Source organism: Curtobacterium sp. MCJR17_020, from assembly GCF_003234365.2.
Taxonomy (GTDB): Bacteria; Actinomycetota; Actinomycetes; order Actinomycetales; family Microbacteriaceae; genus Curtobacterium.
This window is the reverse complement of sequence record NZ_CP126260.1, coordinates 2382332-2398523: the sequence shown is the minus strand read 5'-3', so window position 1 is coordinate 2398523 and position 16192 is coordinate 2382332. Positions and strand designations below refer to the sequence as shown.

At 71.7% G+C, this 16192-nt stretch carries 12 protein-coding genes; 8 read left to right on the top strand and 4 right to left on the bottom strand.

Annotated elements, in window-relative coordinates; translation table 11 throughout:
* The first annotated feature begins 47 nt into the window (after positions 1-47).
* The 6 genes from frr to DEJ14_RS11245 all read left to right on the top strand — a co-directional run bounded on the left by frr (position 48) and on the right by DEJ14_RS11245 (position 4359).
* Complete coding sequence (gene frr, locus DEJ14_RS11270; protein WP_111086089.1) at positions 48-602, top strand: ribosome recycling factor; 555 nt, start codon at positions 48-50, stop codon at positions 600-602.
* A 65-nt stretch (positions 603-667) separates the two neighbouring features.
* Positions 668-1612 (top strand): phosphatidate cytidylyltransferase, encoded by a 945-nt coding sequence (locus tag DEJ14_RS11265; RefSeq protein WP_111086106.1) that lies wholly within the window; start codon positions 668-670, stop codon positions 1610-1612.
* A 90-nt stretch (positions 1613-1702) separates the two neighbouring features.
* Positions 1703-2251 carry a DivIVA domain-containing protein gene (locus tag DEJ14_RS11260; RefSeq protein ID WP_111086090.1) on the top strand — a complete coding sequence of 183 codons (549 nt, stop codon included), beginning with the start codon at positions 1703-1705 and terminating at the stop codon, positions 2249-2251.
* A gap of 60 nt (positions 2252-2311) precedes the next feature.
* Complete coding sequence (locus tag DEJ14_RS11255) at positions 2312-3310, top strand: aggregation-promoting factor C-terminal-like domain-containing protein (RefSeq protein ID WP_258373322.1); 999 nt, start codon at positions 2312-2314, stop codon at positions 3308-3310.
* A 12-nt stretch (positions 3311-3322) separates the two neighbouring features.
* Positions 3323-3625, top strand: a complete 303-nt coding sequence (locus DEJ14_RS11250; protein ID WP_258373323.1) for an Rv1322 family protein — start codon at positions 3323-3325, stop codon at positions 3623-3625.
* Positions 3622-4359: an alpha/beta hydrolase gene (locus DEJ14_RS11245; RefSeq protein ID WP_111086091.1), complete on the top strand. Its 738-nt coding sequence runs from the start codon at positions 3622-3624 to the stop codon at positions 4357-4359. The genes DEJ14_RS11250 and DEJ14_RS11245 overlap by 4 nt, the downstream gene beginning before the upstream one ends.
* A gap of 91 nt (positions 4360-4450) precedes the next feature.
* On the opposite strand, the gene DEJ14_RS11240 is transcribed toward DEJ14_RS11245, so the two are convergent.
* The gene (locus DEJ14_RS11240) at positions 4451-6289 is read right to left on the bottom strand and encodes a coiled-coil domain-containing protein (RefSeq protein WP_111086092.1); all 1839 of its coding nucleotides are present in this window, start codon (positions 6287-6289) and stop codon (positions 4451-4453) included.
* A gap of 184 nt (positions 6290-6473) precedes the next feature.
* Between DEJ14_RS11240 and DEJ14_RS11235 the strand changes: the two genes are divergently transcribed.
* A complete protein-coding gene (locus DEJ14_RS11235) occupies positions 6474-8216 on the top strand; it encodes a DUF8094 domain-containing protein (protein WP_146249794.1) in 1743 nt (580 codons plus the stop codon).
* The gene (locus tag DEJ14_RS11230; protein ID WP_111086094.1) at positions 8213-9220 is read left to right on the top strand and encodes a tetratricopeptide repeat protein; all 1008 of its coding nucleotides are present in this window, start codon (positions 8213-8215) and stop codon (positions 9218-9220) included. The genes DEJ14_RS11235 and DEJ14_RS11230 overlap by 4 nt, the downstream gene beginning before the upstream one ends.
* Positions 9221-9297: 77 nt before the next feature.
* On the opposite strand, the gene glgB is transcribed toward DEJ14_RS11230, so the two are convergent.
* The 3 genes from glgB to DEJ14_RS11215 all read right to left on the bottom strand — a co-directional run bounded on the left by glgB (position 9298) and on the right by DEJ14_RS11215 (position 16135).
* Positions 9298-11853 (bottom strand): 1,4-alpha-glucan branching protein GlgB, encoded by a 2556-nt coding sequence (gene glgB, locus DEJ14_RS11225; RefSeq protein ID WP_284179139.1) that lies wholly within the window; start codon positions 11851-11853, stop codon positions 9298-9300.
* Positions 11850-13850, bottom strand: a complete 2001-nt coding sequence (locus tag DEJ14_RS11220) for an alpha-1,4-glucan--maltose-1-phosphate maltosyltransferase (protein ID WP_181437632.1) — start codon at positions 13848-13850, stop codon at positions 11850-11852. The genes glgB and DEJ14_RS11220 overlap by 4 nt, the downstream gene beginning before the upstream one ends.
* 170 nt (positions 13851-14020) lie before the next feature.
* Complete coding sequence (locus tag DEJ14_RS11215) at positions 14021-16135, bottom strand: glycogen debranching protein (RefSeq protein ID WP_111086443.1); 2115 nt, start codon at positions 16133-16135, stop codon at positions 14021-14023.
* Between the last annotated feature and the right edge of the window lie 57 nt (positions 16136-16192).

Here is a 16192-nt window from a genome sequence, read left to right as displayed (position 1 = left end):
CCCGCACCGCTGACTAGACTCGACGCCAGTACCGAAGGAGTAACACCGTGATCAGTGATGTCCTGACCGAAGCCACCGAGAAGATGGCGAAGGCTGTCGAGGTCGCCAAGGACGACTTCTCGACCGTCCGCACCGGCCGCATCAACGCGGCGCTCTTCCAGAAGATCCCGGTCGAGTACTACGGCACGCCGACGCCGCTCGCGCAGCTCGCGTCGCTGCAGACGCCCGAGGCCCGCACGCTCATCGTGACGCCGTACGACAAGACGGCGCTCAAGGAGATCGAGCGCGCCATCGCGACGTTCCCGAACCTCGGCGCCAGCCCGACGAACGACGGCGACATCGTCCGCGTGACGATCCCGGAGCTCACCAAGGACCGCCGCAAGGAGTTCGTCAAGCTCGTGCGGACGAAGGGCGAGGACCACAAGGTCGTCATCCGGAACATCCGCCGCAAGGCCAAGGACGACCTCGACGCACTCAAGGGTGAGATCTCGGACGACGAGATCTCGCGCGGTGACAAGGACCTCGAGGCCCTGACGAAGAAGCACGTCGACCAGATCGACGAGTCGCTGAAGAAGAAGGAAGCCGAACTCCTCGAGGTCTGATGCGCCGCCCGGACCAGGGCGGTGAACGCCCCACAGCAGAGCACGGACCCGACCAGACCGGGCCCGTGAAGAAGGGGCTCCGCCAGGACTTCGATGCGCGTGCCCGAGCGGCCCGCACCGATTTCGAGGCGCAGCTCCGGCAGCGCAAGGCCGACTTCGGTGCGCGCAACGAGGCCCTGACCGCGCGGACCGGGCGCAACCTGCCGGCGGCGATCGGCATCGCGCTCGCGTTCGCCGTGGTCATGCTCGGCACGCTCCTCATCTGGCCGCCGTCGTTCATGGTCGTGGCGGCGTTCCTGCTCGGCGTGGGCGTCTACGAGCTCACGAGCGCCATGCGCTTCGCGGGCCGGGACGTCCCGCGGATCCCGAGCGTCGCCGTCGCGATCGCGATCGTGCCGGCGGCGTTCCTGCTCGGGCAGGTCGCGGCACTCTTCACGCTGCTCGGTGGCATCGTCCTGATCAGCCTCTGGCGTGTGGTCGAGGTCGCGCTCTCGCGGCAGAAGCCGTCGGCGGGCGACGTGTTCCGCGACGTCACGAACGGCCTGTTCGTGCAGGCCTACATCTCGTTGCTCGGCGCCTGTGTCGTCCTGCTCTCCGCGCAGTCGCAGGGCAACCTCTGGGTGATCGGTTTCATCCTCGTCGTCGTCGCTGTCGACACCGGTGCCTACGCCACCGGGTTGAACCTCGGCAAGCACCCGATGGCGCCGCGGATCAGCCCGAAGAAGACCTGGGAGGGCTTCGCCGGATCGGTCGCAGCGAGCATCATCGTCGGCATCCTGGTCGCCTGGCTCATGCTCGGCCTGCCCTGGTGGACCGGCGTCGTCCTCGGCGTCCTGATCTCCGGGTCGGCGACCCTGGGTGACCTCACCGAGTCGATGATCAAGCGCGACCTCGGCATCAAGGACATCTCGTCCTTCCTGCCCGGGCACGGCGGACTGCTCGACCGCATCGACAGCATCCTGCCGTCGGCTGCCGTCGCCTACGTGCTGTACCTGATCGTCAACCACTGACCGACCTCGATCGACCTCGTCGGCCCACCCTGAGCGCCGCCCTCAGCGCGTCCAGGTTGTGCCACGGGTCGGGACTGGCAGAATGACGCCGTGGCCACCACCTTCCCGACCGCAGCCCGCTCCGCCCTCGGATACGACGTCGACGAAGTCGAGCGTTTCCTCGAGGACGCCCGTCGTGCCTACTCCGCCGACGACAGCGCCCCCGGCATCGAGGCTGCGAAGATCCGCGCCACCGCGTTCTCGATGCGCAAGGGCGGCTACTCGACCTCGCACGTCGACGCAGCGCTGGAGCGCCTCGAGGACGCCTTCGCGGCCCGGGAGCGCGAGCGGGAGATCGGCGACGCCGGACAGAAGGCCTGGTACGCCGAAGCCCGCACGAAGGCCTCCGACGTCGTGGCCCGCCTCGAGCGCCCGGACGGACAGCGGTTCAACCGGGTGAGCGTTCTCGGCACCGGGTACCACCCGAAGGACGTCGACGCGTTCGCGGCCCGCCTCGGTGGCTACTTCCGCGAGGGCAAGCCGCTGAGCCTCACCGAGGTGCGGTCGATCGTGTTCCGCCCGAAGCACGGCGGCTACCGCGAGGGCCAGGTGGACGCGCTGCTCGACGCCGTCGTCGAGGTCATGCTCGCCGTCCGCTGACGACGCGCTGCACCCAGGTGCTTCGCTTTCCGTGATCGTTCCGTTACCCTGGTCCTACTCATGGGCAGGCACACGGCAGACCACAGCTCCGACCGCGATCCCCGCGAGCACCTCAGCCTCCAGGCTTCGGGTGAGCGCCGCGCGGCACTGAACCGAACCCGTACGGCGGACACCTCGGTGCTCCAGGCGAACCCGCAGGTCCTGCCGGAGACCGGTCCCGTCGCGACGCCGAAGTCCGTCGCAGCGAACCGCGTGTCCGACGAACGCGTCGCCGCGTTCGCGCACGAGGCCCCCGCGGCCCGGGTGGACCCTCGTGCCGCGAAGCAGCAGAACGCGACGGCGGTCCAGCGCACCGCGACGGCGCAGCAGCCGAGCCGTGGCGCAGCCGCCGCGGTCAACGCCTTCGCACGGAAGCGTTCTTCGGTTCCCGCGTTCTCGTTCGTCGGGGTCTTCCTCTTCGTCGGGGCGTCGCTCTTCAACCCGCTCCAGGCCGACGTCGCGCAGGCCGCGGTCGACACCCCGGTGCTCGTGAAGACGCCGCAGGCCCCGCAGCAGTACACCGCGCACGGCACCTACGGCGACGCCGCTGCCGACCGCGACGGCTACGGCGTGACCGTGCCGGCCCCCAAGGTCGTCAAGCCCGTCGTCGAGGAAGAAGCCGACGACGCCACCACCGACGAGACGACCGACGCCGCCGCGACCGAGACCGAGAGCGTCTCCGCCGCGAACACGCTGGCCGCCGTGGCCGCGACGCCCGACGCGGGCAGCGCGCAGGCGATCGCCCTGCGGCTCGTCACGGCCCGGGGCTGGGGCACCGACCAGTACAACTGCCTCGTCTCGCTGTGGAACAAGGAGTCCGGCTGGCGGGTGAACGCCTACAACCCCAGCGGTGCGTACGGCATCCCGCAGGCACTGCCGGGCAGCAAGATGTCGTCTGCAGGTGCCGACTGGCAGACCAACCCGGAGACCCAGATCACGTGGGGTCTCAACTACATCGCCGGTGTCTACGGCACGCCCTGCGGCGCCTGGGGCCACAGCCAGGCGAACAACTGGTACTGATCGGCAGTTGGGGTGCCGCGCAGCAACCGGCCGCGGCGTCCCCGTGGTCGCGACGTCGAGCCTGACGAGGACACCGGCCTCGACCGGCTGATGAGCTCGTGGAAGCGCACCGAGATGCGTCGCGGGCGGGAGTACCTCGTCCAGCCCGTCTCCGCGGCGTCGGCGCAGAAGGAGTACGTCTGCCCCGGGTGCGGCGGAGCGGTCCTGCCGGGCACCGCCCACGTGGTGGTCTGGCGGTCCGACGGGGTCCTCGGCGACGCTGCTGACCTGGCATCACGCCGACACTGGCACAACCACTGCTGGAGCATCGCATGACCGACGACGACGGCGAGATCCGCTCTGCCACGCAGCTGCCTGCCCGCCGCACCGACGTCGAGCTCGTCACCGACGACCACCTCACCCTGGTCGGCGAACTGGCCGAACCGGAGACCCGCCCGGCTCGCGGCACGATCGTCACGCTGCACCCGCTGCCGACCGCGCACGGCTTCATGGACTCGCACGTCCTCAAGAAGGCCGCCGCGCGTCTGCCGGCCCTGGCGGACATCGCGGTCCTGCGCTTCAACTTCCGGTCGGTGACGTCGCCACGCGGCACGTCCGAGGGCGTGTTCGGCGAGGGCGTCTCCGAGGGCTTCGACCTGCGAGCCGCCGTTGCCGAGGTGGTCGACCGTGGTCTGCCGACGCCGTGGTTGGTCGGGTGGTCCTTCGGCACCGAGGTGATCCTCAAGCACGCCCTCGAGCACGTCGATGCCGGCACCGTGGCCGGCGTGGTCCTGCTTTCGCCGCCGCTGCACCGCACCACGGAGGACGAGCTCGCGCGCTGGGCAGCCGTGGACGTCCCGGTGGTGGCCCTGGTGCCCGAGCACGACGACTTCCTGCAGCCCGACGAAGCGCTCGCCCGGTTCGCCATCGCCCCGAACGTCCGGGTCGTCCCGATCGAGGGCGCGAAGCACCTGTGGGTGGGGGAGCGGTACGTCCGGATCGTCCTCGACGCCGTCGCCGACCTCGTCGTGCCGGGCAGCACGCCGCTGCCGACGCACTGGCCGGTCTGACGGCACTCGCCGGTCTGACGCACGGTGCGTGCCCACCTCGGTGCGGTGGGCCGACCGGGAGGCGCGACCCGCGCCTCCTGGTCGGCTCGCGTCAGCGTTCGCTCGCGTCCACTGCGTCGTCGGCTGCTCCGGCCGCGGTGCCGGGTGCGGTCCCGAGTAGGCCGGTCGCGTGCGTGAGCACGCCGCGCAGGTTCTCCAGGTAGCCCGCCACGGCCTCGCGCTCGGTGCGGATCGCCGACAGTCGGTCCTCGGCCTCGGCGGTGATGGCAGCCGTGCGCTCCTCGGCATCCGAGACCATCCGGTGCACGCGGTCCTGGGCATCGGCGACGATGGTGCGCGCGTGCTCCTGCGCCTCGGCGGTGCTGGTGCGCTCGAGGTCGTCGGCTTCCTGCTGGAGCCGTTCGGCGCGCTCACGGGCCTCGGTGGCACGGCGCGTGGCCTCGGCGAGCTGCAGGTTCGCCTCGTCGAGGTACTTCTGCGTCTCGGTGACGGTCTCGTGGTGCTTCTGCAGGTAGTCCTGCTCGGCGTCGTCCCGGCGTGAGGCGAGCTCGGACTCGAGCGTCGTGCGGGCCTCGTCGCGCTCGCGGGCGACCTCGGCGCGGGCCTCGTCACGTTCCTTGGCCAGGTCGGCGCGGGCCGTGTCGATCTCCTGACGGAGGGCGGTGCGCTCGGACTCGAGCGTGTCGAGCTCGGCGGAGCGGCGGTCGGCGATCTCGGTGTCGACCTCGGCGTGCTCGCGTTCGCGGCGGGCGGCGAGCGCGTTCTCGTGCTCGCGGTCCGCGCGTTCGGCGGCGGCGTCGGCCTCGGCGCGCTCCCGCTCGATGCGGGTGTCGTGCTCCTCGAGCTCGCGTGCGATGCGGTCGGCGGTCTCCTGCACGAGCCGCTCGTTCTCGACGCGCGTCTGTTCCTCGTCGACGCGCAGCTGCGCACGCAACGCCTCGGCCTCCTGCGCCAGGGCGGTGCGCGCCGAGGCGAGCTCCCGGTCCCACTCGGCACGGGCTGCGGCGAGTTCCTCGTCCACGACCCTGCGGCGGTCGGCGAACTCGCCGTCGATCTCGGCGCGGCGTCGGTCGACCTCGGCCTGCAGCTCGGCGCGGCCGGTCTCGATCGCCAGGGCGTGTGCCTGCTGCTGCTCGTCGCGCTCCCGGTGCCACGCAGCACGCCCCTCGGCGACCTCGCGCTCGAGTGCCTGACGGCGGGTGGACTCCTCGTGGGCGAGGTCCTCGACCCGGCGGGCGTGGTCGGCCTCGAACACCGAGCGGCGGTGCTCGGTCTCGCGGTCGAGGTCGGCCGCGGCGGTGCGGGAGTCGGCCGACTCGCGCTGGGCGATCTCGCGCAGCTCGGCGACCTCGTGCTCGACCTGGGCGCGCAGGGCGTTCGTCTCGCGGATGGCGACGGAGCGGACCTCGGCGGCCTCGGTCACCGCGGCACCCCGGATGGCGGCGGCCTCGTTGCGGGCGTCCTGGGTCAGCAGGCCGGCTTCGGCACGGGCACGCTCGACGGTGTCGGCGGCCTCGGCACGAGCACGGGTGAGTTCGTTGGTGGAGCGGGTGCGCGCGTCCTCGAGGGTGTCGCGGGCTTCTTCCTGTGCCTCGCGCACGGTGCGGTCGGCCTCGGCCCGGCTCGACGCCCGCAGGCGCTGCGCGTCGATGTCCGCCTGGCTGATGAGCCGGGTGGACTGCTCCTCCGCCACGCGCAGGGTCGACTCGAGTCGTGTGCCCAGGCCGCTGTAGGTGGGGGTGCCGGCCTCGTCGAGTTCGCCCTGGAGCTCGGAGACGCGGGACTGCAGGAGGCGGATCTCCTTCGCGGCGTCGGCACGGTCGGTGTTCGACTTGATGAGCTCACGGCGCAGGTCGTTCAGTGAGCGGTCGACGTCGTCGCGGCGGTACCCGCGCAGCTCGGTCCCGAACTCTGCCTCGTCGTTCGCCACGTGTCGCTCCTGGGTGCTCGGCGGAGGGCCGGATCCGGCCCGCGGTCGATTGTAGTGGTGGCCCGACGGGGTCGTCTGAGTCCGGCGACAGCCCGGATGGATGCGCTGCTCAGCCATGCTCGCTATCCTGAGTCGCTGATTCGCGCGCCGACATCCCCACCCCGGCGCGGTAGGGAGAGTGTTCGTGCGATTCGTCCTGGCGATCGTCAGTTTCGTCATCGGCCTGCTGCTCGTCGCGTTGGCGGTCGGACAGCGGACCGTGTTCGCTCCGCCGTCCTCGCTCGTCGCGGACAGCTCGACCACCAGCTCCGCTCCGGTCACCGTGATCCCCGGGTCGACGCTCAACGCGAACCCCGGCTACCAGCGCATCAACGTGTCCGGCTCCGGCAAGGTCTTCGCGGCGTACGGCAAGACGGCCGACGTCGACGCGTGGGTCGGTGACGCCGAGCACACCACGCTCCGGTTCGACGCCGAGAGCGCGGAGCTGGTGGGCAAGACCACCGGCTCCGAGGCGTCCGTCCCGTCGCCGAAGGGCAGTGACCTCTGGTACCAGGAGTACGACGGCTCCGGGCAGTTCACGGTCCGCCTGCCGCAGGACGTCTCGGTCCTCATCGTCAGCGACGGCACCGCCGCCGCCCCGAGCGACGTCTCGGTCACCTGGCCGAAGGACACCGCGACGCCGTCCGTCGGGCCCCTGCTGGTCGCCGGTGGCGTCTTCGCGCTCGGCGGCATCGTGCTGCTGGTGCTGGCGTTCCTGCACCAGCGCCGCGGTCGTGGGCCGCGTCGTCGCAGCGGCGGCACCCGACCGCCGCGCGTGCGGGCCTCGCGTCGTGCCGCCGCTGCCGGTGCACAGGTCCCGACGCGGGGCCGCCGTGGGTCGCGCGCCTTCATCGCGGTCCCCGTGGTCCTGGTCGGCACGCTCGCCCTGGCCGGCTGCTCGTCCGACTACTGGCCGCAGGGCGGGGACCCCTCGCTCGCGACCCCGACCCCCACGGCCAGCGCGACCGGCGCGGCGGAGACCACCGAGCCCACGGCTGCGACCAAGCAGCAGATCACCCGGGTCGTCGAGCGGATCGCCACGGTGGCGAAGCAGTCCGACGGCGCCCGCGACCGTGACCTGGCGAAGACCCGGTTCACCGGTGCCGCGCTCGACCTGCGGCTGGCGAACTACTCCATCCGCGGCAAGGACTCCGACGCAAAGGCACCGCCGGCGATCTCGGCCGGTCAGGTGTGCGTCGCGTTGCCGCAGCAGACCGACACGTGGCCGCGCACGGTCTTCGTGATCGTCGCCGAGGACTGCGACGCCAAGTCGGCACCGCAGGCCCTGACGCTCGTGCAGGACACCGCGCGCGACCCGTACAAGGTCGCCTACGACGTCTCGCTCGAGGCCGACGCCAAGATCCCGAGCCTCGCGCCGACGTCGATCGGCGCGGCGCTCCTGGCTCCGCAGTCGAAGCTCCTCGCGATCGCCCCGGACCAGGTCGCGACCGCCTACGGCGACATCCTTTCCAAGGACTCGAAGAGCGAGTACGCCGACCTCTTCGCCACCGAGGGTGACGGCCTCCGCACCACCATCGGCAAGGCGTACAAGGACAAGAAGGCGAAGTCCCTGCCGGACACGGCGAAGATCGAGTACTCGTCCGAGGCTCCGGAGGACTCCGCCGTCGCGATCGCGACCGACGACGCCGGCGCGCTCGTCTCCGCCGACCTCAACGAGATCGAGAAGGTGACCCCGACCGCCTCCGGCGCCGAGGTCAACACCGAGGGTGCCGTCAAGGCACTGTCCGGGGTCGACACGAGCAAGAAGGGCATCAGCGCCACGTATGGCGTCCAGCTGCTCTTCTACGTGCCGCCGGTCGCCTCGGATGACAAAGTGGTCCTGCTCGGGTTCACGCAGGGCCTGACCGCAGCGAGTGAGGTGCAATGAGCAACATCCCCCCGACCCCGTCCGGGCTCCGCGGAGCCGTGGACCTGTCGTCCCTCGTCGACCGCGCACAGCGGCCGCCCCAGCCGCCCGCCGGTGCTCCGGCGCAGGCGGGAAGCCCGACCGGTGCAGCAGTGCCGGGCACCGAGACGGGCGGCGACCTGACCGTCCCGTCACTCGTGCTCGACGTCACCGACGACACGTTCCAGGACGTCCTGGAGCTGTCGTCCGTGGTGCCGGTCATCGTCGACATCTGGGCCGAGTGGTGCGGGCCGTGCAAGCAGCTCTCGCCGATCCTCGAGCAGCTGACCGCCGAGTACGGCGGGCGCGTGCTGCTCGCCAAGGTGGACGCCGACACGAACCCACAGCTCGTGCAGGCGTTCCAGGCGCAGTCGATCCCGACCGTCGCCGCGCTGATCGGCGGACGCCCGCTCGGGCTCTTCGTCGGCGCGCTGCCCGAGGCGCAGGTCCGCGACGTCTACGAGCAGGTGCTCCAGGCAGCCGAGCAGAACGGCGTCTCCGGTCGCGTCACCGTGGACGGTGCCGCCGCGCCGGAGGACACCGCCGAGCAGGGTGAGCCGGAACCGGAAGCGTTGCCGCCGCACCACCAGGCCGCGTACGACGCGATCGAGCAAGGCGACTACGCCACGGCGATCACCGAGTACAAGACCGCGATCCTGCAGGACCCGCACGACCAGATGGCCGTCGCGGGGCTCGCACAGGTGTCGCTGCTGGACCGGCTGAACGGCCACACCGCCGAGGACATCCGTGCCGCCGCCGGCGCGGGTCCGAAGGACGTCCAGGCGCAACTCGCGGTCGCCGACCTCGACATCTCCGGTGGCCACGTCGAGGACGCCTTCGGGCGCCTGCTCGACCTGGTGCCGACGGTGTTCGGCGAGGACCGTGAGGCCCTGCGTGTCCGCCTCGTCGAGTACTTCGAGCTCATCGGGACCGACGACCCGCGCGTGGTCGCGGCCCGCCGTCGTCTGGCGAGCGCCCTGTACTAGACGCACGCAACGAACGGACGGGAGGCCCGTGGCGGATCCGCCACGGGCCTCCCGTCCGTTGGTGCGCTCGGAACGTCCTACTGCTCGAGCTTGAGCCAGACGGCGCCGAGCGGCGGCACCACGAGGTGCGCCGACGCGGGTCGACCCGCCCACGGGGTGTCCTCGGCCGTGACGACCCCGAGGTTGCCGACACCGGAGCCGCCGTACTCCGCCGCGTCGGTGTTGAGCACCTCGTGCCAGTCGCCGGCGCTCGGCAGGCCGAACCGACGCTCCACGGGCACGCCCGAGAAGTTCACGAACACCGCCAGCCGGTCGTCGCCGTCCTTGCGCAGGAACCCGAGTGTCGAGTGCGGTGCGTCGCCGCCCTCAATCCACTCGAAGCCGTCGGCCGTGCTGTCGTGCGTCCAGAGGGCGGGCGTGTCCTTGTAGACCCGGTTCAGGGCGGCGACGAGGTCCTGCACACCGCGGTGCCCGGGCTGGTCGAGGAGCCACCAGTCGAGCCCCTTCGCCTCGGACCACTCTGCGGGCTGGGCGAACTCCTGCCCCATGAAGAGCAGCTGCTTGCCGGGGTGCGCCCACATGAACGCCAGGTAGGCCCGGACGTTCGCGAGCTTCTGCCACTCGTCGCCGGGCATCTTGCCGTAGAGCGAACCCTTGCCGTGCACGACCTCGTCGTGGCTGATCGGCAGGGTGAACTGCTCACTGAAGGCGTAGACGAGCGAGAACGTGATCTCGTCGTGGTGGTAGCTCCGGTACGCGGGGTCGCGCTGCACGTACTCGAGCGAGTCGTGCATCCAGCCCATGTTCCACTTCTGGCCGAACCCGAGCCCACCGGCGCTGGTCGGCTGGGTCACGCCGGGCCACGAGGTGCTCTCCTCGGCGATCATCACGATGCCCGGGTAGCGCTTGTACGCGGTGGCGTTCGTCTCCTGCAGGAACGCGACGGCGTCGAGGTTCTCACGGCCGCCGTGGATGTTCGGCAGCCAGTCGGTGCGGGAGTAGTCGAGGTACAGGATCGAGGCGACGGCGTCGACGCGCAGGCCGTCGATGTGGAACTCCTCGAGCCAGTACAGGGCGTTGGCGACCAGGAAGTTCCGGACCTGCGGCTGCCCGAAGTCGAACACGTAGGTGCCCCAGTCGAGCTGCTCGCCGCGGCGGGGGTCCGGGTGCTCGAACAGCGCGTGGCCGTCGAAGCGTCCGAGTGCCCACTCGTCCTTCGGGAAGTGTCCGGGGACCCAGTCCATGATCACGCCGATGCCTGCGGAGTGCAGGCGGTCGATCAGGTACCGCAAGTCGTCGGGGGAGCCGTAGCGTGCGGTCGGGGCGTAGTACCCGGTGACCTGGTAGCCCCACGAGCCGCCGAACGGGTGCTCGGCGAGCGGCAGGAACTCCACGTGCGTGAAGCCCGTGTACTGCACGTGCCCGATGAGCTGGTCGGCGACCTCGCGGTACGACAGCCCGGGGCGCCACGAGCCGAGGTGCACCTCGTAGACGCTCATCGGCGCATCGTGCGTGGTCGTCTCCGCGCGGCGGTCCATCCAGGCGCGGTCGCCCTCGGACCACGTGTAGCTCGACTCGGTGATGACCGAGGCGGTGGCCGGGGCGATCTCGGCCTCGCGGGCGAACGGGTCCGCGCGCTCGACCCAGCCGGAGTCGGTGAGGATCTGGAACTTGTACCGCTGCCCGGCGACGGCCCCCGGCCAGAACAGCTCCCAGACGCCGAGGTCGCTCAGGCGGCGCATCGCGGTGGTGCGGCCCTCCCAGCCCTCGAAGTCGCCGATCACGCGGACGGCCGTGGCTCGGGGTGCCCACACGGAGAACGCGACGCCGTCGACGCCGTCGATCGAGCGGACGTGCGCGCCGAGGTGGTGCCAGAGCTGCTCGTCGCGGCCCTCTCCGAACAGGTGCAGGTCGAGCTCGCCGAGCGTCGGGGCGAACCGGTACGCGTCGTCGGTCGTCCAGGTGGCGTCGTCCTCTTCCGAGGACTCGTCGAAGTCGTAGTCGGCCTCGACCCGGTAGCGCCCGAGCTCCTCGGCGGTGGCACCGGCCCAGAGACCGTCGCCCTCGTGGGTCAACTCGACGTCGTCGCCGTCGAGCCGGACGAGCCGGACCGCCTGCGCCAGGTGGCGCACCACGCGGACGCTCGTGCCGCCGTCGACGGCGTGCGGGCCGAGGACGTCGTGGGGCTGCGACCAACGGCCCTCGGCGACCTGCTGCCGGAGCCACTGCTCGACCGGCGCCGGACGCGGGCCCGTGCTGCCGGCGGTGGCGGGCTCGGGCGCCGGCGGCGTCGGGAGGGCGAACGACGGCGCGACGGTGGCCGGGCTTCCGGTCGGAGCGTCCGAGTGCGCGACGGCGTCGACGGACGGTACCCGCGGATGGGTGGCGTCGGCGGGGTGTCCCGCCAGCGTGGCGGATTCGGCGACCCCGCGGTCGGGCGCCTCGCGCGGTGCAGCGGGAGCACCGGGCAGGTCTTCGTCGGGGGCGGAGACCCGCGGCTCGTAGCGCGGCTCCTGCTCGGCGTCGGACGGCGTCCGCGCGGGCACGGGCGGCGGCGGGGGCGGTACCGGCGGCACGGCGGGGCCGCGGCGCGACGGCGGGGTCGGCTGGGGTGCGGTCGGGTCGTTCGTCATCGGTGCAGTCCTTCCACGACGAGCAGGTGCACGGGTTCTTGGAACGCGTCCAGGCGGACGTAGTTCGATGCGCCCCAGACCCAGCGCTGCCCGGTCACGACGTCACGGACGTCGAACCGGCTGTCGGCCGGCAGGCCGAGCGCAGCGAGGTCCAGGTGCACGGTGGTCTCACGCGCCGAGTGCGGGTCGACGTTCGCGACGACGATCACGGTGTCGGCGTGCCCGGAGCGGATGAACTCGCCGGACAGGTGCTTCGAGTACACGACGGTCGCCGGGTCGTCCGCGGCGTGCACGTGCAGGTTCCGCAGCTGGCGGAGGGCGGGGTGCGCGGCACGGAGCCGGTTGAGCATCGTCACGTACGGGGCGAGCGACGCGCCCTCGGCCTCGGCCAGGGCGAAGTCACGCGGCTTGTACTCGTACTTCTCGTTGTCGATGTTCTCTTCCGAGCCCGGTCGGGCGACGTCCTCGAACAGCTCGTACCCGGAGTACATGCCCCATGTCGGGGCGCCCGTCGCAGCGAGCGCGGCACGCACCTTGTAGCCGGCGCGACCACCGAACTGCAGGTACTCGGTAAGGATGTCCGGCGTGTTCACGAACAGGTTCGGGCGCAGGTAGTCGCTCGTCTCGTGCGACAGCTCCTCGAAGTAGGACTCGACCTCTTCCTTCGTGTTCCGCCACGTGAAGTACGAGTACGACTGCTGGAACCCGACCTCGGCGAGCGCACGCATCATCGCCGGCCGGGTGAACGCCTCGGCCAGGAACACGGTGTCCGGGTGCTCGTCGCGGACTTCGCGGATCACGCGCTCCCAGAACCAGAGCGGCTTGGTGTGCGGGTTGTCGACACGGAAGATCCGGATGCCGAAGTCGATCCAGTGCCGCAGGACGCGCAGGACCTCGGCGACCAGGCCCTCGGGGTCGGAGTCGAACTGGATCGGGTAGATGTCCTGGTAGCGCTTCGGCGGGTTCTCGGCCGTGGCGATCGAGCCGTCGGCGCGCTGCGTGAACCAGTTCGGGTGCTCGGTGACCCAGGGGTGGTCGGGGGAGCACTGCAACGCGAAGTCGAGCGCCACTTCCATGCCGGTGTTCTTCGCGGTCTCGACGAAGTCGCGGAAGTCGTCCTCCGACCCGAGGTCGGGGTGGATCGTGTCGTGCCCACCCTCGGCGGAGCCGATCGCCCAGGGGCTGCCGGGGTCGTGCGGCCCCGGGGTGAGCGTGTTGTTCGGGCCCTTGCGCGCGGTCGTGCCGATCGGGTGGATCGGCGGCAGGTAGACGACGTCGAAGCCCATCCGGGCGACGGCGGGCAGACGACGGGCCGAGGTCCGGAAGTCGCCGCTCTTCCACGAGCCGTCCGGGTTCTTCTTCGCGCCTTCGCTGCGGGGGAAGAACTCGTACCAGGCGCCGACGCCGGCGCGGGTGCGCTCGACGTCGAGCAGCTGCGTCGGGGAGTGCGTGCGGAGCGAGGTGAGCGGGGCTTCCTCGACCTCGGCCACGATGCGCGGGTCGTCGACGGCGGCCAGGCGCTCGGCCGGGTCGAGGTCGGTGTCGCGCACCTTGGCTGCCGCACGGGTGGCGGCGGGGGAGTCGGTCTCGTCGGCGAGGCGGTCGAGCAACAGGGCGCCGTCGAGGAGCGTCGCCTCGGTGTCCACCCCGGCCGCGATCTTCAGCCGTGCGGCGTGCAGCCACGTGGCCCAGTCGTCGGAGTAGGACTCGACGTGCCAGGTCCAGACGCCGACGTGGTCGACCTGGACGGTCGCCTCGTACCGGTCGGTACCGGGCGCGCCGAGGGCCAGGGGGACGGTCCTGGTGCCCCCGTCCGGGCGTTCGAGGACGAGGTCGGCGCCGATGATGCCGTGTCCTTCTCGGAAGACGGTCGCACCGAACGTGATCACCTCGCCGTCGAACGCCTTGCCGGGGAACCCGTTCGGCGTCCTCGGGGCGAGCTCGGTGATCGGGATGCGCCCGATCTTCGGTCGGCGGGGTCGGTCTGCGGTGGCCACGGAGCCGACGCTACCCGGCGAGCGCCTCCGCGTTCCCCGGAATCCGCCCGCTGTGGACGGTCGGGCGCGCCGTGGACCTGTGGAGGAACCGGACGGGAGGCCCGTGGCGGGGCCGCCACGGGCCTCCCGTCCGCCCCTGGTCGCGTGCCGGGCGCGGGCCGGATCGCGCGCTACGCCGGCTCGAACAGGTGGATGCCGGGGCCGTAGGCGGTGAACACCTGACCGGCGGGGCGGAGCCGCTCGTGGTCACGGTGCTTCTCGCTCGACCACGCGAGGCGGTAGCCGAGCACGTCCTCGCGCACCGGCAGCGTCAGGTCACGTGTGCGTCCGCTGCCGTGCACGACGACCAGCACGCGGTCGTACGGCTCGTGCTCGGGCGTCGACTCGGCGAAGTACTGCAGGACGCGGTGCACCGGCTGGTCCCAGCCCTCGATGGTCATCGGGTGCCCGTCCGGCCCGTACCAGGACATCCGCGAGGCACCCGGGGTCTCCTGCCCCTCGACACCGAAGCGCGTCGGCCGGAGTGCGGGGTGCGCGTGCCGGAACCGGGCGAGCGCGGCGACGGCCTCGGTCATCGACTCGGCGTCCTCGTCGCCCGACCAGTCCACGGGGGTGAGGTCGTCGGAGACGACGTACGCGTTGTTGTTGCCGTGCTGCGTGCGGCTCCGCTCGTCGCCCGCGGTGAGCATCGGCACCCCGGCGGAGAGCAGCAGCGTCGCGGCGAGGTTCCGCATCGACCGGCAGCGCGCTGCCCGGACGCCGCGGTCGGCGGTGTCGCCCTCGACGCCGTGGTTGAACGAGCGGTTGTCGTTCGAGCCGTCGCGGTTCTCCTCGCCGTTCGCCTCGTTGTGCTTGCCGTCGTACGACACCAGGTCGAGCAGCGTGAAGCCGTCGTGCGCGGTGACGAAGTTGACGCTCGCGAGCGGGCCGCGCTCGGCGCCGAACAGGTGGCGGGAGCCGGTCAGCGCGCCGGCCAGCGCGCCGATGCCGGTCTGGGGCATGCCGTTGCGGCGTTCCTCGGCGATGTCGGTGAGCCAGAACTGGCGGACCGTGTTGCGGAACCCGTCGTTCCACTCGCTCGTGCGTTCCCCTGCCCCGCCGAAGCCCCCGGTCTTCCAGCCGTCCGGACCGACGTCCCACGGCTCGGCGATGACCAGGGTGTCCTGCAGGTCGGGGTGGTTCCGGATCCGCTCGAGCAGCGGGTGCGACGGGTCGAAGACGTGGTCGGCGTTCCGGGCCAGGGCAGCCATCAGGTCGAAGCGGAAGCCGTCGACCTGCACCTCGCGCGCCCAGTAGACCAGGCTGTCGACGATCAGGTCCGCCGTGGACTCCACCGAGGTGTCCAGGGTGTTCCCGCAGCCGGTGGTGTCGTAGTAGGTGTCCCGGAACGGCGGCGCGGCCTGGGTCCACCGGTACCGGTTCGCGCCGTCGGTGCCGCGCAGGCTGGTGGTGGGTCCGCCGAGGCCCTCTTCCGCCGTGTGGTTGTAGACGACGTCGAGCACCACCTGGATGCCGGCCTCGTGCAGCAGCCGGACCATGCCCTTGAACTCGCGCAGGACCGCGGACGCGCCCTCCGCCCGTGCGGGTGCGGAAGCGTGCGCGGCGTGCGGCGCGAAGAACCCGAGCGTGTTGTAGCCCCAGGCGTTCTCGCGGCCGGCGTCCCGCAACCAGTTCTCGGTGTCGAACGCGTGCACCGGCAGGAGCTCGAGCGTCGTGACACCGATCCGGTGCAGGTGCGCGATGGTGCTCTCGTGCGCCACCCCGGCGTACGTGCCGCGCAGGTGCTCCGGCAGGTGGGGGTTCGCGGCGGTCAGGGTGCGGACGTTCGCCTCGTAGACGACGGCGCGGTCGAGCGGGACCGTGGGCTTCACGACGCCGCCCCAGTCGAAGGCGTCGTCCACGACGACGCTCGTCCAGCGGGGCGTGCTGGTCCCGGTGACGAGTCCGAGCCCGGCCCCGTCGTCGGGTCCGCTCTCGTGCGCGCCGGTCGGCGCGATGCCGCGGGCGTACGGGTCGAGCAGGGGCCGTGTCGGGTCGAACTCGTTCCGCGGTCCGACGGGGCCGTTGACGAGCAGGTGGTACCGGTCACCGGGGACGACGCCGGGCGTCTCGGCCGCCCACACGTCGGTCGCCGGCAGCCGCTCGAGCGGGTACCGGGCCGACTGCCCGTCCGCTCGCTCGACGACCACGACGACGGCCGTGGCGGTGGCGGACCGCAGGGAGAACCGCGGGACGTCGGCCCCGAGGTCGAACCCCGGGGTGTGGTCGATCGCTGTCTCGTGCACCCGACAAGGGTACGAGGACCGACGCGTATCCTGGACACCGCTCGTTCCAGGGGGTGC